This window comes from Paenibacillus sp. GCM10027630 (assembly GCF_042676305.1).
Taxonomy (GTDB): Bacteria; Bacillota; Bacilli; order Paenibacillales; family NBRC-103111; genus Paenibacillus_S.
The window spans coordinates 263521-284414 of record NZ_JBHTGY010000015.1 but is presented as its reverse complement, the minus strand read 5'-3'; the positions used below and the strand labels follow the sequence as shown (position 1 = coordinate 284414).

Sequence of the window (20894 nt, the reverse complement as noted above, 5' to 3'; positions counted from 1 at the left end):
CTATTACGAGAACGGATCACAATGATGTGAAAGCTGAATTGGACAAAGAAGCCGCGTACTGCTCGATTGGCTATGGGCTTTGCCTCTTACATTTCCTCAACGAATTCCGGCAAACAGGCAAGCATTTATTATAAAGACGTGCTTAACTAGCTGTTGTTTTTTGAAAATGTTTTTCTGGCAAAAGCAGCAAAACCTGCTGCAGTTTTTTAGGTGAACGCCTTAGTTGCCATCAATAACTTCATTCCTCTGGGTACGGAGACCATGAGATTACCCAAGAGACAAAGGAATCGTATGTATGTGGTACGTTGAATCCGTTGTCTTTTTTGCATTTTTGAGGTATTTAACTAACAGAGCCGCATGGCACTGACCGTATAATCGGTAGCGGTCTTCACTGATGGTGATACGACAAATTTAGTATCTGAAGTTGATAGAATCAGATATGTACTTTGCAAGAAATGAATTTTATAATTGATAACAATTATCAATGACAAATAGAAAAAGGGCTCAGTAACCACATTTCAAATAAAACGTGTTTATCCTGTGTTTGCTTTGCTAAATAAGGAGGAAGAAATACAATGAAGGGTTTTCCTATGCTTATGGTACTCTTACTCTCGTTTACGGTTACTGCTTGCAGCCCTGGGGCACCAGGCGGAAATGCGGGCAGTACGGCAGCTTCGCCAGAATCTGTTAAACCGAAGGATCAGAGTCAGTCTGCTGCCACAACCGGAGAAAAAATGATCAAGCATGCTATGGGCACAGTTACTTTGAAGAAAAAGCCGGAACGGGTCGTAGTCCTATTCAATGGTATGACTGATATAGCGGTCCATCTGGGAGTCAAGCCTGTCGGTTCTGTTGAATCATGGGAAGAAAAGCCTTGGTATAACTATTTGCGCTCCAACATGGATGGGGTAAAAAGTCTTGGAGATGAAAATCAACCTAATATAGAGGCTATTGTAGCGTTAAAGCCTGATTTGATCATTGGAACGAAACCTCGACACGAAAAAATCTATCCCCAACTGTCAAGTATTGCTCCTACCGTGATCACAGAAGAAATTTTTGACTGGAAAGAAAATCTAAAGATCGGCGCAGATGCGTTATATAGGCAGGATGAAGCAGCGAAGATTATGAGCGAGTGGGACAAACGTGTTGCAGAGTTTAAACAGAAGGCCGGGGATAAGCTGGCCAAATCGGAAGTATCGATTATACGGTTTGAGAGAGACGGCAGTGCGCGTTCTTACGCAACAGGATTTGCCGGAACGATATTTAAGGAGCTTGGTTTGCCGAGGCCGAAGGCTCAGATGGTGGAAGGTAAGGCTGTTGTCCAAATAACTACAAAAGAACAAATGTCGCAGCTAGATGGGGATTATATTTTTGATATTACCCGTCTTAATGCGAGTGAGCCTACTGTGGAAAAGTCACAAACGGATTGGACTTCTCACCCGCTTTGGAAAAACCTGAAGGGTGTTAAAAACGGCAAATATTTTAAAGTAGATGTCGTTACTTGGAATTTAGCCGGTGGCTCCCTTGCAGCAAACGCAATGTTAGATGATCTGTACAAATATTTCGAAATAAAATAAGCGATATCGTTGTTAATAAGCCGTATTGGGAGGATAGTGGAGGATGTTTCCGTTTATATGGCTTCCAGCGTGTCTTATGCATGGTTAGCAAAGGTTATCTAGCCTAGGGTCCCCTTAGCTGGTTTTTCATAAAAAAGGCTGTTTGTTATACTTAATAAGACAGCTAACGTATGAAAACAACTAGGGAGATGACTGATTTGACTTATACGCAATTATTAGGACGCCGGAGTGAGATTTTGAAACGCCACATTGGGAATATGATTCATAAAGATAATCAGTATGGTTTGAGTGAACAAGAAAGTATTTTTTTCAAAGATATGATTAAAGAGTTTCATCGGAATAAATTTGAGCTAAACTCGAGTAGGAAGAAGTAAGGTAAGAAAAGCGGTTAGTACAGAGTATTCTCTGTGTTAACTGCTTTTTGTTTTAGATGTGCAGGTAAGGGCAGGCGACCTTTTCACAGCAAGCATTGTGTTGTAACATGAGGTTATACTCAGGCTCTCGCTTGGGGTTACGCAGGTGCATGTCAGTGATGCTTTTTCACTTTTGATATAGGTGTACGAAGGAGGCTTGTTCATCATGTCCTATGAGTCTGTTACCGCTAATTTGTGGGGGAATATAATAGCCTCCATGCATAATGGCGTTATTGTTGTAAATTCGGACAACCAGATTACTCTGATGAATGAATCGGCCCAAAGGCTTCTGTCTGTTCAAGATGATGAATGGAAGGGGAAAAGTATTAAATCACTGATCCCTCATTCTAGGATGCATGAAGTGCTGGAGGGGGGAGAGGGCTCCATAGGCGAAAAGATGGTGATTTCAGGTCGAGCTTGTATGGTCAACCGGACACCGCTGTACGAAAGTGGGGAACGGGTCGGAGCCATTGCAGTCATTCAGGACATATCGGAGATGGAGCATTACCAGAACCTGCTGAAGCAGATGGAATCGATTATCGAATTTTCGACCGACGGTATTTATGTAGTGGATCAGGACGGGGTTACGATGCAGGTCAATACGGCTTATGAAGAAATAACCGGTTTCCGCAGAGAAGAATTGATAGGCCGTCGGATGGTGGATTTAATGTCGGAGGGATATTTCGATCAATCGGTCTCCTTGCTTGTGCTGGAGAGGAAGCAGCGAATCTCCATCATTCAACGAATTGGAGGCAAGAAGGATGTGATCGTGACAGGCAACCCTGTGTTTGATGAACAAGGGGGGCTGGAGATGGTCGTAACCAGTGTTCGCGATATTACACATCTTAATGATTTGAAGAAGGAGCTGGAGAAAGCCCATACGTTCTCCCAGATTCAGAACAACCGGTATACGATCAAGAGTGAGGAGACCGAGCAGACCCTTATTTTTCGCAGCCCGCAAATTATTAAAGTGTACGAGCACATTAAACAGGTGGCCCCCTATCCGACCAGCATACTTCTATATGGCCCATCCGGTACAGGTAAAGAAGTAATGGCAAATCTGATACACGATCTAAGTGAACGAAGAGAGCAGCCTTTTATCAAAATCAACTGCGGCGCCATCCCGGAGCAGCTGCTGGAGTCCGAGTTGTTCGGTTATGAAGCAGGCGCGTTCTCAGGGGCTAGCCGGAATGGGAAGATTGGTCTATTGGAGCTGGCCGATCAAGGAACAGTCATGCTCGATGAAATCGCTGAGCTTCCCTTAGCTCTACAAGTCAAGCTCCTAAGAGTGCTTCAGGAAAGACAAATGCGACGCATAGGAGGGACGAAGTCGCGTCAACTGGATATACGAATCGTTGCGGCGACCAATCAAGATCTTAGGCATCTGATTAAAAGCGGTAAATTCAGAGAGGATTTGTTTTACCGGTTGGCCGTAGTGGAAATTGCCATTCCGTCCTTGGCAGAGCGGCAAGAGGATATTGCGCCTTTAATGGATCATTATTTCGCTTATTTTTGCCGGCAATACCGGATAGACAAGCAGATGACCCATGAAGCCAAGGAAATGCTAAAGAAGTATCATTGGCCAGGCAATGTCCGGGAGCTGCGAAATTTGATCGAGAATATGATCGTCTCGGTCCCAGCCAAAATGATTGAGCCGGTGCATCTGCCGCTGCACATTCAGGATCAAAGTCAATCCGATTCTTTCTTCACTTTAAAGGTCAGGGTCCAGCAATTTGAGCGGAGAATAATAAACGAAGTCGTTGAGAAAAATAGCTCTTTGAGAAAAGCGGCGGAGCAGCTTGGCATTGATCATTCTACCCTTGTGAAAAAATTGCAGCGGTGGGAAAAGGATAATAAATCAGATAGATGAGGTGGTGAATTATTTCCGCAGAGCGGTGATATAATTCACCACCTTTTTTTGCAAAGGAGGAGAAGGGAAACATTACTATTAGGGCTGCGGATTGCACCTACGGATCACGTCGTCTGCAAGAAGGGGCAGCTATGTTTTCTTGCTTGGGAATACAACGGGTTGGAACGACTGGTGATATTTTTCACCGGCAGGATTTCGGAAAGTCATTTTTTTGGCGTAAAGGCGGCCTTTTTTGAATTGGCATGATTTTTGCTTGTATATAAATGAAGTGATCAAAGTGAAGGAGGTGCTCTATTGGAAGCGGAAACAAAAGGGATTTTTGTTGATGGGAAATGGAAGGTGACAGAACGCAGTTATCTTTTATGTGCTCCTTATGACGGTAAGGTGCTGGCGCACATCAGCAAAGCCGATGTTGGGGATGTTCAAGAGGCGATAGACGGGGCGCACCGAGCTTTTGAAACGATGCGTAAGATGCCTGCCCATCAGCGTTCTGAAATTTTGTCCAAGGTAGTGGAGCAGCTGAAGGAAAGAAGGGAAGAAGCGGCGCAATTGCTGTCATTGGAAGCCGGCAAGCCGATACGTACCGCAAGAGCCGAGATTGGACGCACTATTACAACCTACCAGTTCTCCGCTGAGGAAGCGAAACGCATCTATGGTGAAACCATTCCTATGGACGCGGCTCCTGGAGGGGAAGGACGGCTGGGCTTTACTTGGAGGGAGCCTCTGGGCACGGTTATAGCGATTTGCCCATTTAATTTTCCATTCAATCTTGTGTCTCACAAGGTCGGCCCTGCTATAGCCGCGGGCAATTCAGTTGTGCTCAAACCAGCGGAGCAGACGCCGCTAAGCGCGCTGTTTATTGCCGAGCTGTTCCAGAAGGCCGGATTGCCGGATGGAGCTTTGCAAGTTATCACTGGAAGCGGCCGGGAGCTCGGCGATGCGTTGGTGGAGGATGAGCGTGTCAAAAAAATTACGTTCACCGGGAGCTCGGAGGTAGGCAAGCAGATTAAAGCGAAGGCCGGACTTCGCAGAATCACGCTGGAGCTCGGCTCCAATTCAGGGCTAATAGTCGAACCGGATGTTCCAATTCACACAATTATTCCCAGATGTGTAGAAGGCGCATTCGCGTTCGCCGGGCAAGTGTGTATATCCTTGCAGCGCATTTATGTTCATGAATCGATCTATAACGAATTTGCTGAGAGCTTTATCAATGAGACCGGAAAGCTTCGAGTCGGTGATCCTTCTGATGAGCTGACGGATCTTAGTGCCATGATTCATGAGCGGGAAATGGAGCGGATAGACTCCTGGGTGCAGGAGGCGGTTGCGAATGGGGCAAGAATCGGCTGCGGAGGCCGCCGAGAGAATTCAATCTACATGCCGACAGTGCTGCTGGATGTCAAGCGGGATATGTCTGTTTCTTGCAAGGAGGTTTTTGCACCGGTCGTGTCGATAGTTCCTTATAGCAGCCTAAATGAAGCTATCGAGATGGTCAATGATTCGGTTTATGGTCTGAATGTAGGCATTTATACGCAAGACATTGATAAGGCTTTCCGTGCAGCCCGTGAAATTCGAGCAGGGGGCGTGATCATAAATGATATACCTACATTTCGGGTAGATCATATGCCTTACGGCGGTGTTAAAGAAAGCGGATATGGACGTGAAGGCGTTAAATATGCGGTACAAGAGATGACGGATTTAAAATTTGTTTCGATTAAAACCCAATTCTAGGAGGAATCTCATATGTCGAATATTATTAAAGCACACCCTAAGCTTTATGTCATGGATAACGGTCGGATGAGCATGGATAAAAACTGGATGATCGCGATGCACAACCCGGCTACTCTCGCTAATCCGAACGCTCCTACACAATTTGTAGAATTTCCAATTTATACGGTTCTTATCGATCATCCTGAAGGCAAAATTTTATTCGACACCTCCTGCAATCCAAACTCGATGGGCGTGGAGGGTCGTTGGGCTGAATCTACTCAGCAAATGTTTCCATGGGTAGCGAGCGAGGAATGTTACCTGCATAATCGGCTGGAGCAGTTGAAGGTAAGACCGGAGGAAATCAAGTTTGTCATTGCTTCTCATCTGCATCTGGATCATGCCGGATGCTTGGAGATGTTCACTAATGCAACGATTATTGTCCATGAAGACGAGTTGAACGGAACCCTTCAATCCTATGCGCGCAATCAAAAAGAGGGCGCTTATATTTGGGCTGATATTGATGCCTGGATCAAGAGCCATTTGCAGTGGAAAACGATTAAGCGGGGAGAGGATAATCTGGAGCTGGCCGAAGGCGTGAAAATTCTTAATTTCGGTGGCGGCCATGCATGGGGCATGCTCGGGCTGCATATCGAAATGCCGGAAACAGGCGGAATCATTCTTGCTTCTGATGCCGTTTACACGGCGGAGAGCTATGGGCCTCCGATTAAGCCTCCGGGAATCATATATGACTCGCTTGGCTACTCGAACACCGTCGAAAAAATTCGAACCCTTGCGAAAAAAACTAATTCGCAAGTCTGGTTCGGACATGATCCGGAACAATTCAAGCAATTCCGCAAATCAACTGAAGGTTATTACGAATAAGGGGGCGTCATCTATGAGCTTGTCCAAGCTGGTTTATACGCCGCTTAATTATATAGGCTGGGGATCATTGGAGCAGCTGTGGCCGGAGGTGGAGAAATACTCACCATCGCGAATTTTACTGATAACGGATTCAATCCTTGAGAAACTAGGTATGATAGAGCCCATCACTTCAAGGCTGAGGCAACAGGGCTATGACGTAGTCGTGTTTACGGATGTAGTCCCGGAGCCCCCGCTTGAGGTGGGCGAGAAGCTGGTCGCCTATACGAGGGAAGGCAATTATGAGCTGGTCATCGGCGTCGGTGGGGGCAGTGCTTTGGATTTGGCAAAGCTGGCCGCGGTGCTGGCCACGCACGAAGGCAAGGTTGCTGAATATTTAAATTTGACGGGAACGAAAAAGCTTTGCAATAAAGGGCTGCCCAAGATTCTGATTCCAACAACGTCCGGCACAGGCTCCGAGGTGACCAACATTGCGGTTCTTTCGCTGGAAACGACCAAGGATGTAGTGACGCACGACTATTTGATGGCTGATGTGGCTATCGTCGACCCGCAGCTTACCGTATCGGTTCCGCCCCGTGTTACTGCTGCAACCGGCGTGGATGCTCTGACGCATGCTATTGAAGCTTATATTTCTGTGAATGCCAACCCTATCACGGACGGTCTGGCACTGCAGGCGATCCGACTAATTAGCGGTTCGCTTAGGAAAGCTGTGAAAAACGGCCAAGATCAGCAGGCACGAATCGATATGAGCTACGGCAGCAATATGGCCGGAATCGCTTTCTTCAACGCCGGGGTTGCCGGCGTTCATGCGCTGGCTTATCCGCTTGGCGGCCAGTTTCATGTCTCACATGGGGAATCCAATGCGGTGCTGCTGCCCTATGTGATGGGTTATATCCGCAGCAGCTGCACGAAACGGATGGCGGATATTTTACAAGCCATGGGCGGCTATGCCAGCTACTTGTCAGAAGAAGAAGCCTCGCGCAAATGCGTAGATGAGCTGGAGCGATTAGTTAGAGATGTAGGCATACCGAACACATTGCGTGGATTTAATATTCCTGAAAGCGCATTGGAGAGCTTGGCGGAAGACGGAATCAAGCAGAAGAGGCTTTTGTCCCGAAGTCCTCTTACTCTTCATAAGGAAGATATACGAACCATTTACCAGTCGGCCTTTGATGGGATCATTACAGAGCCGGGGATGAGATCTTAATAAACCAAATAGGTGAAGAGTACGTATAAACGAGATTTTTGCTGGAATGCAGTTTAGACGGATTTTCTTACCAGAATATATATGTTTTGGGGTGAGCGAAGCTTACCCCTTATTTCAATTCGTCTAGGATAGGCTGCCGATAATTGCAAATTGCGAAATTTTTTTGAAGCTGGCCCATATGTTCTTTTACACTTATTAAGGAGTCTGATAGGATAGAAGCAAGAATAGGTCTATTCCATAGCAAAGATAGGATGAAGCAGACATGGCAAATCAGACGAAGGTTAGTCATTATATAAAAATTAAAGAAAGTCTCGATGCGAAGATGAAGAGTGGGGAGCTTAAGTTAGGTGATCGTTTGCCTGCAGAAATAGAGCTGGCCCACCAATTTCAAGTGAGCCGGGAAACGGTTCGCGCTGCGATGAAGCAGTTGGAGCTGGAAGGCAAGCTGGACGTGAGAAAGGGAGTTGGGCGCTTTGTGAAAAGGCCGTTAAGCTCCATTCCAAGCAGCATTGACCGGTTCACTTCGACCGAAGAGATTATCCGTTCAGCGGGATTGGTGGAGGGCCAACTGGAGCAGTATATCCGGACCGAGCCTTGCCAAGAGGAATGGGCGCAATTTTTGAAAATTCCGCTGGGCAGTCCTGTGATTGTTAATGAGCGGACCCGAACCGCTAATGAGGAGCCGGTTGCCCATAATATTAATATTATGCCTCTAGCCTTGGTTGAGCAGGCTTTTCAAACAAAGACCTTTACCGGCTCCTTGCTCCGATTTCTTGAAGTCGAATGCGGCATCCGGCTGACGGGTGCGAATACGGAACTGGTCGTTCCCCATCATACAGATCCCATATGCCGGAAGCTTCAAGTGAAGCGGGACACGACTGTGCTGATGATGAAGCAAATCCATTTTGACCAGCAGCATATGCCCGTGTTGTTTTCGTATGACTACTATCGTAATGATGTGTTTCAGTTCTGGGTGAACCGTCGGCGTTAATCCGATTGGACAAACGCTAACTTAATAATTTCTTCGTATATAAATGACATCCTGTTAACAAACCCCTTCTATACTAAGAAAAGAAGATGTCTAGACAGCGCTTCTATAATTCGAAAAGGGTGGGGAATATGAAGAAACTCATGAACGTGCTGTGTGCTCTGACGGTTACTACCGTAGTATCAGCTGGCTGTGCAACGAATAATGCTGCACCTAGCACTCCTGCCGTTACTGGCGGAACGAATGCAGCAGCTCCTGCTGCGGTGGCACCCAAGAAGTATGAAATTAATCTGGCAACAGCCGGAGATACGAACATGACCGATCTACAGGAGAAAAATGTGGTCGGAGAGTTCCAAAAGAAATATGCCGGGTCTCAAGTTCGCGTCGTCAACTCAGGAGCAGGGGATGGCGGAACACAAAAAATATTCGAGAAGTTAAAGGCGCAAAAAGATGCAGGTAAGACAGAGTGGGATATCGATCTCGCGATTGTGCATCAAAGCGGCATGCAGCAGCTCATTGATAACAATCTTCTGGACAAATGGGTGCCGCAATCAGCCAACAAGCAGTACGTAGTTTCCCCCGATAGTAAAAACAGCTTGGGCACCAATGTGGAAGGCTATGTCATTCCTCTGTTCCACAGTCAGGTCGCCTTTGCTTTTAACCCCGATAAAGTAAAGCAATTCCCTGCTACTTTCGAAGAATTAACCGCTTGGATCAAGGCTAATCCCAAACGATTTGGATATAACGGCATTCAAAATGGTGCAAGTGGAGTTGCCTTTGCCACTGCCTATACCTATTGGAAATCAGGCGATTACAAAACAATGAGCCAAGGCCCTTTCGATGCAGCACTGGAACAGAAATGGCCAGCTATTCTTAAAGAGCTCAAAGCACTGCCGGTTACTTACACGAATGGTAATAATGGAACGCTGGATATGCTGAACCGCGGTGAGATCGACATGGGGCCAGTATGGGTCGATATGTTTAACTTATGGGTGGATGAGGGCCGTATGAATCCTAACTATGGTCTGAAAATCCTCGATCCGGGTATGCCTGGTCAGCCGATGTACGTGGTTATTCCGAAAAATGCCAAAAATAAGGAAGCTGCCATACTATATGCCGATTTGCTGACTTCTCCAGAAATTCAAGCTAAAGTCATCGTCGAGAAAAACAGCTGGTATCCGGGTATAGACGCAACAGTTGTACTGCCGAATGTTAGTGAAGCGGGTAAGAAAAAGCTGTTCAAGGATATTACAGCAGACGACCTGAACAAACGGGGGCAGTCGTTCCCGATTAATACTTATTTTGACCATCTGAAAACGGCCTATGAGAAAAACTAATTCATCCGCCACCGTTCTTTGGCACAAAGCAGCAGGAGTGGGACTCGCCACTCCCGCTCTTGCCGTTGTCGCGCTGCTTTTTGTGTATCCATTTGTTCTCTCCTTTATTTCAAGCCTTCGCTCACAAGAAGATGTCTGGACGTTTGCCAATTATGCTGAAGCAATTTCTTTATATGGCGGCGACTTAGTGTTTACACTTTGGGTTTGTTTAGTCAGTCTCGCTTTGCTCATCGTATTCTCCGCGATGATCGGTGGCTTTCTTCGGTTAGGCGCCTACCCTGTGCTGGAATTTATATTTAAAATCCCCTTGTTTGTTCCGTTTGTCGTAGTAGGGCATGCCATGCGGGTATTTCTGGCTCCACATGGTACGCTCAATTCGGCGATTGCCATAACAGGCTGGTTTAATCCGGATATGCTGCCATCCTTTGCATTCACTACGTTTGGCCTCATAGCCGCTTTGGTATGGAAAAATCTCGGTTTGGCATTGCTTTTGGTGCTGGGCGGCTTCCGATCGGTGAATGAAGGCATGCTGGAAGCAGCGCGTGGAATGGGAGCGGGCAAGCTAAGGTTGATCTGGCATTTTCTCGTACCTATGAACAAAAGCAGTATTGGTGTTATGGCGGTGCTAACCTTCACATCCATGCTCGGCTGCTTCTCCATACCGGCAATGCTCGGCAACGCAGGCGGTAAGCAAATGCTAATGATGGATTTATACCATCAAAGCGTTTATCAGCATAATTACGGATTAGCGAATGCCATTGGCGTTATTACCTACATTGCTTCTATGGGAGCTGCCATTTATTACTTAAAGGGGTTGGCGAAGAAATGAACAAAGTTATTTCGGCAACTGCTTCTAATGGTTCGCTGGGTAGGCTGGATAGAAAAGCGCCCGTCGTCCGCATGACGCGTCGCCTGCTGATTTATGCGGCAGCAATATTTTTCATTTTTGGTCCTCTCTCGAGCCTCGTTTTATGGTCTCTAGCGGAGAAATGGTTCTGGCCTAACCCATTCCCGAACGCTTGGGGATTCAAATATTGGAATCAAGTATTCGAAGGTAAAATGCTCGCCTCTCTCGGACTTAGCTTCGTTATTGCGATTGTGGTCACCCTGCTCTGTTTGGTTCTAACCGTTCCTTTATCCTATTTAATAGCCCGTAACCGGCTTCCTTTAAAGCATATTATTTTGCTGCTGTTTTTATTGCCTCAGGCATTTCCACAGCTTCCGGTTTTTACGAATGCTATGGTCTTTCTCTATCGTTTTGATCTCGTAGGTACGCTGACGGGTCTGACCCTGATCCATTTGGTAGGTGCCATCGTATTTTCCGTATGGACACTGGTATCCGTATTCCAATCTGTTGCAGAATCGATGGAAGAGGCCTCTTATATGTTGGGTGGCGGCAAAGTGTACACCTTTTTTCATGTGGTGCTGCCGATGGCTACTCCGGGGATTATCGCCGGTTCGTTATTGGTTTTTCTATATTCGTTGGATGAATTTACTGGAAGCTTATTAATTGGAGCTCCTTTTCATATTACGATGCCGGTCTTTATGTACAATGCTGCAAATGGCTATGAGATGCAGGTCGCATCGGTAACGTCTGTGTTGTTGATGATACCGGGAATCGTATTGCTGTTTTTCCTGCAGCGGTTTATGCGTTCAGAATATTTGGCTGCATTCGGGAGGGTATAAGATGGGCATCACCATTCAAGGCTTGAATAAGCGTTACGGTAAAAAGAGAGGGATTACGGACATTAACCTGCAACTGCCCGTAGGCGGGTTAACGGCTATCGTTGGGCCGAGCGGATGCGGGAAAACGACGCTGTTAAGGACACTCGCCGGATTTTTGACGGCCGACGAGGGCAGTATCCTTTTCGGGAACCGCGATGTGACTCATACTACGCCCCAGCAGCGGAAAGCGGCTATGGTTTTCCAGCATTATGCGCTCTGGCCGCATATGAGTGTGTTCGATAATGTGGCTTATGGTCTTAAGCTGCAAAAGGTTGCCAAGCAGGATCGTGAAGCCCGAGTTCGTGAAGTGTTGGACAGGGTGGAGATCGATACGTCGGATGTGACCACCCGTTATCCGCAGCAATACTCCGGTGGACAGCAGCAGCGCATTGCCTTAGCGCGGGCGTTGGTCGTGCAGCCTGAGGTGCTTTTGCTCGATGAGCCGTTATCGAATCTCGATGCGAAGGTGCGTCAGAGGCTTCGGGTTGGTATTCGGAGCATCCAGCAATCTTTTGGAATTACCGCCGTCTATGTCACCCATGATCAGGAAGAAGCATTATCGATGGCGGATTATGTTATTGTCATGAATGAAGGCCGAGTAGAGCAAGCGGGAACACCGGAAGAGATTTATCGGCAGCCTTCCACCTACTTCACAGCTCATTTTCTTGGAGAAAGTCATACGCTTTCTCTTTATCGCAATGGTACGCTGCAAAGACTTGTCATTCGCTCTGGTGACTCCAAGATAGAGCCGGTCGTCGAGGCTGAGCTGCATGCTCATGCGGCTGGGCATATAAACCAGGCTGGAGAAGGCAAGCAGCAGGTTCGGGAAGAGGATGGACAGTTTGTTCTGGAAGGCGTGATTCGCCATCACTTATTTATGGGATCGTATTACCGCTATATGGTAGAAATAGAAGGCCAACAAATATTCGTTGACGACGATGCGTTTCTCCAAGCAGGTCCTTGTATCGTGAAAATACCTCAAGCGAGAACGTATTGGTTCGACATATAAGCGGATTAAATCGCTCTTTTTATACAAGAATACCTGGATTGTCTCCCGTCTTGGAAGTAAGTGGAGAGTACGGTATAAGAGTTTGCGAATTATTTTCTGAAAAGCCGGAAACGAACCAAAAATCTACAAAAATGAAAAGGAGCTTTGCCTACATTCGGCAGGCTCCTCTTTGTGTTATACGGAGTCATCAACGCTAATTGAAACGGCTCACTTTTATTTACAGACGATGAATTGAATCGTTTTATATGCCGAGCTCCGTTTAGTATTTATTTTTTGAAAAGCATATTGACTTATATAAAATAATACATACAATGAATAAGTATAGTAATACTATAAGCTAACTTGGTTTTATTCGTCGGTAGGTAACATTCGTAAGGCGCCAAAATGTTGTCTCGTTTATGTACAAAGGGGGAATTTGGATTCACTATTAAAGCGTGACGTTCTACTTATAGAAAGTTCTGTTTTTATTTGAATCCTTGGAGGTAGTTTTGGCATGAATCAGAAAACATTAATCATAACTTTGGGTGCGTTGGCAGTCGCAATCAATGTGATCGCCGGTACTGTTATAGGAAGCTTGAAAATCCCGTTCCTTTTTCTGGATACAATTGGTACTATCTTTATTTCTGTCATCTTTGGTCCTTATTGGGGAGCACTTGTCGGTGTTCTTACCAATCTGGTGCTGGGCGTTACAAAGTCATATACATCCATTCCCTTTGCTCTTGTCAATGCGATTGTTGGGCTTGTAGTCGGATTTATCTCGATCAAACGCGGATATAATCTGGGTAATTCCATTGTCGCCGGTATAATTCTTGGCATCTTGTGCCCAGCTGTAGGGACAGTGATCGCTATAGGAGTGTTTGGTGGATTGACGGGAGGCGCGCAGGATATTGCCGTATTATGGCTTAAGCAAGCAGGATCCAGCGTATTCGCCTCTGCATTTTTGCCGAGATTGTTCGATAACTTAATTGATAAAATATTATCTGCGGTCTTGATTTATTACGTAATCAAAAGTATTCCTCAGTCGTTGTTGAAACGCCCTAATTTTAAGCAAGCCACCAAAGGGGCTACTCATGAAGCGAAATAAGAAAATTATCGTAACCTCTCACTGCGTGCTGAACCAAAACGCGGTGGTTGCTGAGAAGGCGCGGAGCAATGGGGTAATGACCGCTGTTGTTGAATGGTCTCATGAGCAGGGCTATGGAATTATTCAGCTTCCCTGCCCCGAATTTACATTTCTCGGACCTGAGCGTCCGCCAATGACCGTTGAACAGTATGATACACCTGATTTTCATGCGCATAACCGTAAAATACTGGCACCTGTCATTGAGCAATTAAAGGTTTATCAAGATCACGGGTACACTATCGTAGGGGGGCTGGGCATAGCAGGTAGCCCCTCTTGCGATCCCGGGAAAGGTGTATTTATACAGGATTTGCTAGATATGGCCATGGAAGCAGATGTCCATATTGATTTCTTCTGGCAAATTCCTAATACGGTAGAAGGGACCTTTGATCCCACAGATGACAAAAGCATTTTTGGTCCTGTAGCATCCCGTCGGGAAACATCGAATTCTTCACGGCAAGCAACTGATCTGAACAACTAGAAAAGGCGGTGGGGAAATCATGATTTGTATTCGCGATGTTTCCTTCTCCTACTTCGGGGGCGAAGCGGATCGTTGGGCTTTGCGAGATATTGACCTTGACATTAAGCAGGACGAATTTATTGCTTTTCTGGGTCCCAATGGTTCCGGAAAGTCGTCTTTATCCAAGCTGCTTAACGGTATCGAATGGCCAACGGAAGGATCAATCACAGTAGATGAATTGTCTACGACTGATCCGACAGACATTCCCTCCGTTCGCAGATTGGTTCAAATCGTTTTCCAAAACCCTGAAAACCAACAGGTGGGAGTAACGGTAGGAGAGGATATCTCCTTCGGTTTATCCAATATTGGATGGCCGCATCACGATATTCGTAATCGAATCCGCTGGGCGTTGGATTTGGTTCAATTAAATGTAGATGAGGATCGGCTGGTCAGCCAATTATCGGGCGGGGAAAAACAAAAACTGGCGCTTGCTTCAGTCCTTGCACTTTCCCCGCGGTATTTAATTTTGGATGAGTCCACTTCTATGCTCGATCCTATTGCGAGGAGTCAGTTTGTTGATACGCTGCATGCAGCGCGTAAAGAGCATCCTTTTGCTATTATTTATATTACTCATCATCTTGTGGAGGTTCTGCATGCGGATCGCCTTGTCTTATTCAAGGAAGGGCGTATCCATCAAATCGGTAAACCTGATGATATTTTAACCGATGAAGATCTGTTGACATCTTGTGGATTGGAGCTCCCCTTTGACCGAAGTATTGCACTATCGCTCCGCAAAGCGGGGATCCCCATATCTGTTTCTCCGAGTATTGAGGAATTGAGGAAATGGCTATGAACATAGAACTCGCGGAAGTTTCCTTTAGTTACGAGAGACGCAGCAGGAAAGCGAAAGCTACGGATACTCCTTGCATATTAGAGCAGGTGAATATTGCTATTCGAAGCGGTGAAATGTTAGCGGTCGCCGGGAAGTCGGGATCAGGCAAATCTACCTTCATGCAATTGATCAAAGGATTTTTGAAACCCACCTTCGGAAACCTGCTTTTGGACGAAACGAATCCCTTTACTGCAAAGCGTCCTGAGCTCTTTGACCGGGTCGGATTTATTTTTCAGTACCCGGAACATCAGCTCTTTTCGGTAACGGTGGCGGAGGATGTTGCTTTCGGGTTGCGTCACAGCGGATATACCCCCGAGGAGAAGGCAGCGAAAGTAAAGTATGCGATGGAAGCAGTCGGTCTGGATTATGATGCATTCGCAGAGCGAAGTCCCTTTGAGTTAAGCGGCGGAGAGAAGCGACGGGTTGCCATTGCGGGCGTCGTGGTTCTTGAACCGGAGATGATCATTCTGGATGAGCCTACGGCTGGTCTGGACTACCCCTCCAGAACTTCATTGTTCGACATGCTGCACCGTCTAAATAAGGAGCAAGGGACGACGATTTTATGGGTTAGCCACCAGCTCGAGGAAATGCTGGAGCATGCATCGAGGTTATTGATTATCAAGGATGGTACCATTGTAGCTGACGGCTCGCCGCAAGACCTGCTATCCAACCAGATGCTGCTGGCGTCTCTGGGCTGGGAGAAGCTTCCCGCCTTGGAACTGCGCGAATTATTATTGGAAGTGTGCGGTATTGAAGTGAATCGCCCGTATAAGATCAGTGAAGTCGCTCCGTTACTGATCAGTCTATTCAAGAAAAAGCAGCAATTAACGGGAGAGGAAAGCTTATGTCATCCATAGCCAGCTATCTCATTTATCAGAAGAAGGATTCCTTACTGGAGCGCTGGGACCCGAGAATGAAAATAATCGCCTCCTTGTTGTTTGGATTAGGTCTTTTATTATCTCACAATCTGGAGATGAAAACCTTGCAGCTTGTCCTGCTTATCGCCTTATGGGCGGTTGCTAAGCTGTCTTGGCGTGTGCTGGCTTTCACGTGTCTTTCCTTATTGTTGTTTTTTGCTTCAACAATGATCTATCAATCTATGCTGCTCACGAAACCAGGGGAAGTAATGATTCATTGGGGCTATGTGGATTTTTCTTATGAAGGTGCGATAAAGGGTGTCACGATGTGCGAACAAATATTCGGAATCGTTATCCTCTTGTCTCTTGTTGTGAGAACAACATCGCCTATTATTTTGGCGGAGGGCATGGAGCTGCTTTTGAACGGTTTCAAAAGGTGGAAGGTTCCCGTTCATGAGGCTGTTATGATGTTTTCTATTGCCTTGAGATTTCTTCCGCTGCTGCTGGAGGAATTCGATAAAATCCAAAAGGCGCAAACTGCACGTGGAGGAGGCTTTCACCGTAGAGGGGTATTGACTCGTTTTCGTGGAGTTCTTCCGATGCTGGTACCTTTGTTTGTACTTGCGATTCTGCGCGCTAAAGATTTAGCAACAGCAATGGAATCTCGTTGTTACCTGGGTGATAAAGGGCGGACGCCCATTCGGATATACCGATTCGAGTTTCGGGATTATCTCGTCTTGCTAGTATCCGTCATAATGCTGGCCTTATCTATTTTACAATAATCAATGAGCAACTGTTCAAAAGAAAGAGGCATGCTGCTAATGCAGTGCGCCTCTTTCTTCTAATCTGCGACAAGAAATGCCTGTGAGGCTATGGGGAGGGGCGCCGATTTTTCATGAATGATTATTCAAATAATTACTAATTATAGAGGAAGGTGCTAAATAATGCGCTAGAAGGCAAATGAGAAAAGGCAGGTATTCGGATGCGATTTCAAAATAAAGTAGTTATTGTTACTGGTGGAGCGAGCGGAATCGGGGAAGAGACGGTGCGCTTATTCGCGGCAGAGGGAGCTAAAGTAGTCATTGCCGATTTCTCTGATCGTGGCGTACAAGTTTCGCGAGAGCTTAACGATCAGGGCCATGATACCTTATTTGTAAAAACAGATGTTACCAAAGAAGTGGATGTTCAAGCCATGGTTCACGAAACCGTCCAAAAGTATGGCAAGCTAAACATTCTGTTTGCCAACGCAGGCATCGCAAATGACGCCCCAGCTCATCAGCTGTCCTATGAACAGTGGCAAAAAACAATCGATATCAATCTATCGGGAGTTTTTCTTTGTGACAAATATGCAATTGAACAAATGCTGGCGCAAGGCACGGGCGGGGCGATCGTGAATTGCGGTTCGATACATAGCCATGTGGGCAAAAGCGGAGTAACCGCATATGCTTCCGCCAAAGGTGGAGTCAAGCTGCTAACGCAAAGCTTAGGAATCACGTATGCTAAAGAAGGTATCCGCGTTAATGCCATTTGCCCTGGCTATATAGATACCCCTCTGATTGCAGGAAGAAATGAGGCTGTTAACCAGCACCTCATCAGTCTGCATCCAATCGGTCGGCTTGGAAAGCCGGTGGAGGTTGCAAGGGCTGTGCTTTTTCTTGCGAGTGATGACGCGTCTTTCATTACAGGCACCAGCCTTCTCGTAGATGGCGGCTACACGGCTCAATAAAACGAGAATTGCCGCGCCGTTTTCCCAACGAGTGACAATAATTGTCGATTGGTTACGCAAAGGCTCGCCTCCTTGCTATTAAACCCGTTCGGTGAGCGGGTTTTTTCCAGTTATACTGTTGTGAACCGAACGGTATTGTTTCATCTCATTTTGCTGCTTCTTGTTGACATTAAATAAAAAATCGAGTTATTATTATATAGACCGATTGGTATAATCGAAAAGGATGTGGAACAATGGTAAGTCAAAAGCAAAGCTCGAGAGATAATATTTTAGCTACCGCGTCTCGACTTTTTGTAACTCAGGGCTATCATGGTACTGGCCTGAATCAGATCATCAAAGAAAGTGGAGCTCCCAAGGGTTCTCTTTATTACTATTTTCCTGAGGGAAAAGAAGAGTTGGCTCTTGAGTGTATCAAACATATCCGTAATCTTCTGATGAATAAATTTAAGGAAAACTTTTCAAACCATGAGAGTTCTATTATAGGAATTCAAAATTTTATTAGAAATTTGGCAATGGATGTTCATAGAGACGGGTATGGAAATTTCCTCCCATTAGGTTTTTGGGTTGCCGCTGAAACCTCTACGGTGAGCAGTGCATTAAGAAATGAATGCCAGCTCGTTTTTGCAGACTGGAATGCCATGATTGCTGAGAAATTGATGGAGGAGGGCTTTTCAGAGGAGAAGGCTCATAGCTTAGGTATGGTTATTATCAGTATGATGGAGGGAGCTACCATATTAACAATTACCCGACAGGACAATCAACCGCTGCTGCAAGTCGCTGAGCATGTGCTTACACTTTTAAGGAGTTAACTTGTGTAAGGCTTCTTTGTTTGAATTATATAGAACGGTCTACTTATTTTTAAGTATATAGATAAATAAAAGGTATATAGGAGTGGAGCAGTGTTTATGAATTCCCAAAAGCAAGAGACGCAAAAGAAGATTCGTGTTATCCCTATATTAATTGCTTTCCTGATTAGTGGATTTATTGGATTATTTAGTGAAACAGCTTTAAATATTGCGTTATCGGATCTGATGAAAATGTTTAATGTTACTTCTGCATCCATACAATGGCTTACGACAGGTTACTTACTGACCTTGGGAATTCTGGTTCCCATCTCAGCGTTTCTTATCCAGAGATTTACGACAAGACAGCTGTTTCTAACTTCGCTCGGCTTCTCCATAATCGGCAGTTTGGTTGCTGCGATGGCTCCGAATTTTGAAGTGTTATTGACAGCGCGAGTGATTCAAGCAATCGGGACAGGGATCATGCTACCGTTAATGTTCAATACCATATTAGTTATTTTTCCTCCTGAAAAGCGGGGGGCCGCTATGGGAATGATTGGTCTTGTTATCATGTTTGCGCCTGCAGTCGGACCAACTGCCGCGGGTTTTCTAATTCAGGCATTAAGTTGGCACTGGATTTTCTGGATTTCGGCATTATTCTTGGCTATTGCTCTATTTACTGGAATCGTTTATATGCAGAACATGTCTGCAACCACCAAGCCTAGGGTTGATTGGTTATCCATTATGCTCTCTACTATCGGCTTCGGTTGCGTTGTTTTTGGATTCAGCAGAGCAGGTGAAGGTTCGGGGGGATGGGGACATTCAGAGGTTATCCTATCCATAATTGTGGGAGTCCTAGCTCTTATTGTGTTTTCAATTCGACAATTGCTTATGAAGGAACCGATGTTAAACCTGCGAGTTTTTAAGTACCCTATGTATACGATTGGTTTAATAGTTGTTTTTGTATCTATGATGATCATACTAGCTTCCATGCTGGTTTTACCGATGTATTTGCAGGCTGGAATTGCCGTATCTACGTTAGCAACGGGTTTGATCTTGCTTCCGGGTGGTGTTATCAATGGAATTATGTCGCCCATTACCGGAAAGTTATTTGATCAATATGGACCCAAGTGGCTGGTTATTCCCGGACTTATTGTTATAACGGTGGCGCTCTGGTTTTTCTCAACTTTAACTACGGCTTCTACCATTACTTTGGTTGTTCTGCTTCATTGCATTCTGATGCTCGGTATATCGATGGTTATGATGCCTGCGCAAACAAATGGTTTGAATCAGCTTCCACGTGAGCTATACCCGGATGGAACAGCAGTTATGAATACGATGCAGCAAATTGCTGGAGCCATTGGGACTGCGGTTGCTGTAAGTGTCATGACGGCTGGTCAGCAAAGCTTTATGAATAATATGATGAATCCAAACGATCCTTCTTCGATTTCAGAAGCGCTGACTTCCGGAGTCCAAAATGTTTTTATTTTCGTGATGTCGGTCTCCATTGCCGGTTTGATTGCTGCTCTATTTATTAAGCGAGTCCAAACCACAAGCCGGCCGTAAGTCCGCTTCATTATGCCTCTCCATGCATTCTTGCTCATTTATACTAACGTTCGGGAAGGGCCATTGTATCCACTGCTCGGCGGCAACAGGTCCGGGGTGCATTTTTTTAAACTGTTTTTAAACTTGCTATGATATTCTCCAATTGTGCACAGAAATCTTGCACCCGCTACGGTTTGGATAAGGAGTGAAGTGTATAGAAGAATGTCGTCTTTAAAGCAGCAAGTTTATAACAACTGATCAAGCTAGTAAGTTCAAAGGAGTTACTAATATATCACAGGGAGAGAGAATTTACATGAAAAACACTTTTAAAAAAATAGCATTAGCCGGACTCTTGAGCTTGTCCATTTTTGGCACATCCGCAGTTGCTTTCGCCGATGCATCCATGGACTTTAAAGCAACAGGCGTATCCTATGATGAAAACAATGTGTTTACTCTTAAAGTTGCAGCTACAAATACTGGCGATAAAAGTATTGAAACTGTCGACAAAGTAGTCATCGATCTGACATTAGGCAACGATGCAGGGGATACAGCAGCATACGAACTGACTGCCACTGGGGTTTCCGTTCACTTGGCCCCAGGCGAAAGTAAAGAGGTTGCAATCACATTCTCCGATATTCCATACTTCGTAGACGCAACAACATATGATGCTGTTGAGAAGGATTGGGAGTTCACTTATTTCGAAGATGCTTCAACCTCCGGGACTGAGGAGTAAAAAGATTTTCGGTAAAAGCGACTCAATAACTTAGAAACACGGTTCAGAGCAATGAACCATTTCCATA

At 45.7% G+C, this 20894-nt stretch carries 19 protein-coding genes; all 19 read left to right on the top strand.

The features are described 5' to 3' along the window. Nucleotides 1–575: 575 nt before the first annotated feature. The 19 genes from ACFQ0C_RS08920 to ACFQ0C_RS08830 all read left to right on the top strand — a co-directional run bounded on the left by ACFQ0C_RS08920 (nt 576) and on the right by ACFQ0C_RS08830 (nt 20827). Nucleotides 576–1577 carry an ABC transporter substrate-binding protein gene (locus tag ACFQ0C_RS08920; protein WP_379365943.1) on the top strand — a complete coding sequence of 334 codons (1002 nt, stop codon included), beginning with the start codon at nt 576–578 and terminating at the stop codon, nt 1575–1577. Nucleotides 1578–2156: 579 nt separating this feature from the next. Continuing rightward, the gene (locus ACFQ0C_RS08915) at nt 2157–3860 is read left to right on the top strand and encodes a sigma-54 interaction domain-containing protein (protein WP_379365941.1); all 1704 of its coding nucleotides are present in this window, start codon (nt 2157–2159) and stop codon (nt 3858–3860) included. 294 nt (nt 3861–4154) lie between these two features. Beyond that, on the top strand, nt 4155–5588 hold the full coding sequence (locus ACFQ0C_RS08910) for an aldehyde dehydrogenase family protein (protein WP_379365939.1): 1434 nt from the start codon (nt 4155–4157) through the stop codon (nt 5586–5588). 12 nt (nt 5589–5600) lie between these two features. Then, entirely contained in the window at nt 5601–6449 is an 849-nt protein-coding gene (gene ahlS / locus ACFQ0C_RS08905) for an AhlS family quorum-quenching N-acyl homoserine lactonase (protein ID WP_379365937.1), read from the top strand. Between the two features lie 13 nt (nt 6450–6462). After that, nucleotides 6463–7653: an iron-containing alcohol dehydrogenase gene (locus tag ACFQ0C_RS08900; RefSeq protein ID WP_379365935.1), complete on the top strand. Its 1191-nt coding sequence runs from the start codon at nt 6463–6465 to the stop codon at nt 7651–7653. Between the two features lie 262 nt (nt 7654–7915). Continuing rightward, nucleotides 7916–8644: a GntR family transcriptional regulator gene (locus ACFQ0C_RS08895; protein WP_258215267.1), complete on the top strand. Its 729-nt coding sequence runs from the start codon at nt 7916–7918 to the stop codon at nt 8642–8644. Nucleotides 8645–8772: 128 nt separating this feature from the next. Continuing rightward, entirely contained in the window at nt 8773–9978 is a 1206-nt protein-coding gene (locus ACFQ0C_RS08890) for an extracellular solute-binding protein (RefSeq protein ID WP_379365933.1), read from the top strand. Then, nucleotides 9965–10807, top strand: coding sequence for an ABC transporter permease (locus tag ACFQ0C_RS08885; protein WP_379365931.1), 843 nt, complete (start codon nt 9965–9967; stop codon nt 10805–10807). The genes ACFQ0C_RS08890 and ACFQ0C_RS08885 overlap by 14 nt, the downstream gene beginning before the upstream one ends. Further along, the gene (locus ACFQ0C_RS08880) at nt 10804–11664 is read left to right on the top strand and encodes an ABC transporter permease (RefSeq protein ID WP_258215270.1); all 861 of its coding nucleotides are present in this window, start codon (nt 10804–10806) and stop codon (nt 11662–11664) included. The genes ACFQ0C_RS08885 and ACFQ0C_RS08880 overlap by 4 nt, the downstream gene beginning before the upstream one ends. A 1-nt stretch (nt 11665) precedes the next feature. Next, nucleotides 11666–12712, top strand: coding sequence for an ABC transporter ATP-binding protein (locus ACFQ0C_RS08875; RefSeq protein ID WP_379365928.1), 1047 nt, complete (start codon nt 11666–11668; stop codon nt 12710–12712). A gap of 493 nt (nt 12713–13205) precedes the next feature. Beyond that, complete coding sequence (locus tag ACFQ0C_RS08870; protein WP_258215272.1) at nt 13206–13796, top strand: CD3073 family putative ECF transporter S component; 591 nt, start codon at nt 13206–13208, stop codon at nt 13794–13796. Beyond that, nucleotides 13783–14313 (top strand): CD3072 family TudS-related putative desulfidase, encoded by a 531-nt coding sequence (locus ACFQ0C_RS08865; protein WP_379365926.1) that lies wholly within the window; start codon nt 13783–13785, stop codon nt 14311–14313. The genes ACFQ0C_RS08870 and ACFQ0C_RS08865 overlap by 14 nt, the downstream gene beginning before the upstream one ends. Before the next feature lie 19 nt (nt 14314–14332). Next, complete coding sequence (locus ACFQ0C_RS08860; RefSeq protein ID WP_379365924.1) at nt 14333–15145, top strand: ATP-binding cassette domain-containing protein; 813 nt, start codon at nt 14333–14335, stop codon at nt 15143–15145. Beyond that, nucleotides 15142–16041: an energy-coupling factor ABC transporter ATP-binding protein gene (locus ACFQ0C_RS08855; protein ID WP_379365922.1), complete on the top strand. Its 900-nt coding sequence runs from the start codon at nt 15142–15144 to the stop codon at nt 16039–16041. The genes ACFQ0C_RS08860 and ACFQ0C_RS08855 overlap by 4 nt, the downstream gene beginning before the upstream one ends. After that, entirely contained in the window at nt 16029–16823 is a 795-nt protein-coding gene (locus ACFQ0C_RS08850; protein WP_379365920.1) for an energy-coupling factor transporter transmembrane component T family protein, read from the top strand. Before ACFQ0C_RS08855 ends, ACFQ0C_RS08850 begins: the two co-directional genes overlap by 13 nt. A gap of 200 nt (nt 16824–17023) precedes the next feature. Beyond that, nucleotides 17024–17767: an SDR family NAD(P)-dependent oxidoreductase gene (locus ACFQ0C_RS08845; RefSeq protein ID WP_379365918.1), complete on the top strand. Its 744-nt coding sequence runs from the start codon at nt 17024–17026 to the stop codon at nt 17765–17767. Nucleotides 17768–18000: 233 nt separating this feature from the next. Next, nucleotides 18001–18576: a TetR/AcrR family transcriptional regulator gene (locus ACFQ0C_RS08840; RefSeq protein WP_379365916.1), complete on the top strand. Its 576-nt coding sequence runs from the start codon at nt 18001–18003 to the stop codon at nt 18574–18576. A gap of 96 nt (nt 18577–18672) precedes the next feature. Beyond that, nucleotides 18673–20115, top strand: coding sequence for a DHA2 family efflux MFS transporter permease subunit (locus tag ACFQ0C_RS08835; RefSeq protein WP_379365913.1), 1443 nt, complete (start codon nt 18673–18675; stop codon nt 20113–20115). 292 nt (nt 20116–20407) lie between these two features. Continuing rightward, nucleotides 20408–20827, top strand: a complete 420-nt coding sequence (locus tag ACFQ0C_RS08830; RefSeq protein ID WP_379365911.1) for a hypothetical protein — start codon at nt 20408–20410, stop codon at nt 20825–20827. Nucleotides 20828–20894 lie beyond the last annotated feature (67 nt).

Excerpts from the sequence above, each read along its gene's own strand:
- ACFQ0C_RS08915 (WP_379365941.1), top strand. The coding sequence starts at position 2,157 with ATGTCCTATGAGTCTGTTACCGCTAATTTGTGGGGGAATATAATAGCC.
- ACFQ0C_RS08845 (WP_379365918.1), top strand. The coding sequence starts at position 17,024 with ATGCGATTTCAAAATAAAGTAGTTATTGTTACTGGTGGAGCGAGCGGA.
- ACFQ0C_RS08855 (WP_379365922.1), top strand. The coding sequence starts at position 15,142 with ATGAACATAGAACTCGCGGAAGTTTCCTTTAGTTACGAGAGACGCAGC.
- ACFQ0C_RS08860 (WP_379365924.1), top strand. The coding sequence starts at position 14,333 with ATGATTTGTATTCGCGATGTTTCCTTCTCCTACTTCGGGGGCGAAGCG.
- ACFQ0C_RS08885 (WP_379365931.1), top strand. The coding sequence starts at position 9,965 with ATGAGAAAAACTAATTCATCCGCCACCGTTCTTTGGCACAAAGCAGCA.
- ACFQ0C_RS08875 (WP_379365928.1), top strand. The coding sequence starts at position 11,666 with ATGGGCATCACCATTCAAGGCTTGAATAAGCGTTACGGTAAAAAGAGA.
- ahlS (WP_379365937.1), top strand. The coding sequence starts at position 5,601 with ATGTCGAATATTATTAAAGCACACCCTAAGCTTTATGTCATGGATAAC.
- ACFQ0C_RS08880 (WP_258215270.1), top strand. The coding sequence starts at position 10,804 with ATGAACAAAGTTATTTCGGCAACTGCTTCTAATGGTTCGCTGGGTAGG.
- ACFQ0C_RS08890 (WP_379365933.1), top strand. The coding sequence starts at position 8,773 with ATGAAGAAACTCATGAACGTGCTGTGTGCTCTGACGGTTACTACCGTA.
- ACFQ0C_RS08870 (WP_258215272.1), top strand. The coding sequence starts at position 13,206 with ATGAATCAGAAAACATTAATCATAACTTTGGGTGCGTTGGCAGTCGCA.
- ACFQ0C_RS08895 (WP_258215267.1), top strand. The coding sequence starts at position 7,916 with ATGGCAAATCAGACGAAGGTTAGTCATTATATAAAAATTAAAGAAAGT.
- ACFQ0C_RS08900 (WP_379365935.1), top strand. The coding sequence starts at position 6,463 with ATGAGCTTGTCCAAGCTGGTTTATACGCCGCTTAATTATATAGGCTGG.
- ACFQ0C_RS08865 (WP_379365926.1), top strand. The coding sequence starts at position 13,783 with ATGAAGCGAAATAAGAAAATTATCGTAACCTCTCACTGCGTGCTGAAC.
- ACFQ0C_RS08835 (WP_379365913.1), top strand. The coding sequence starts at position 18,673 with ATGAATTCCCAAAAGCAAGAGACGCAAAAGAAGATTCGTGTTATCCCT.
- ACFQ0C_RS08920 (WP_379365943.1), top strand. The coding sequence starts at position 576 with ATGAAGGGTTTTCCTATGCTTATGGTACTCTTACTCTCGTTTACGGTT.
- ACFQ0C_RS08840 (WP_379365916.1), top strand. The coding sequence starts at position 18,001 with ATGGTAAGTCAAAAGCAAAGCTCGAGAGATAATATTTTAGCTACCGCG.
- ACFQ0C_RS08850 (WP_379365920.1), top strand. The coding sequence starts at position 16,029 with ATGTCATCCATAGCCAGCTATCTCATTTATCAGAAGAAGGATTCCTTA.
- ACFQ0C_RS08830 (WP_379365911.1), top strand. The coding sequence starts at position 20,408 with ATGAAAAACACTTTTAAAAAAATAGCATTAGCCGGACTCTTGAGCTTG.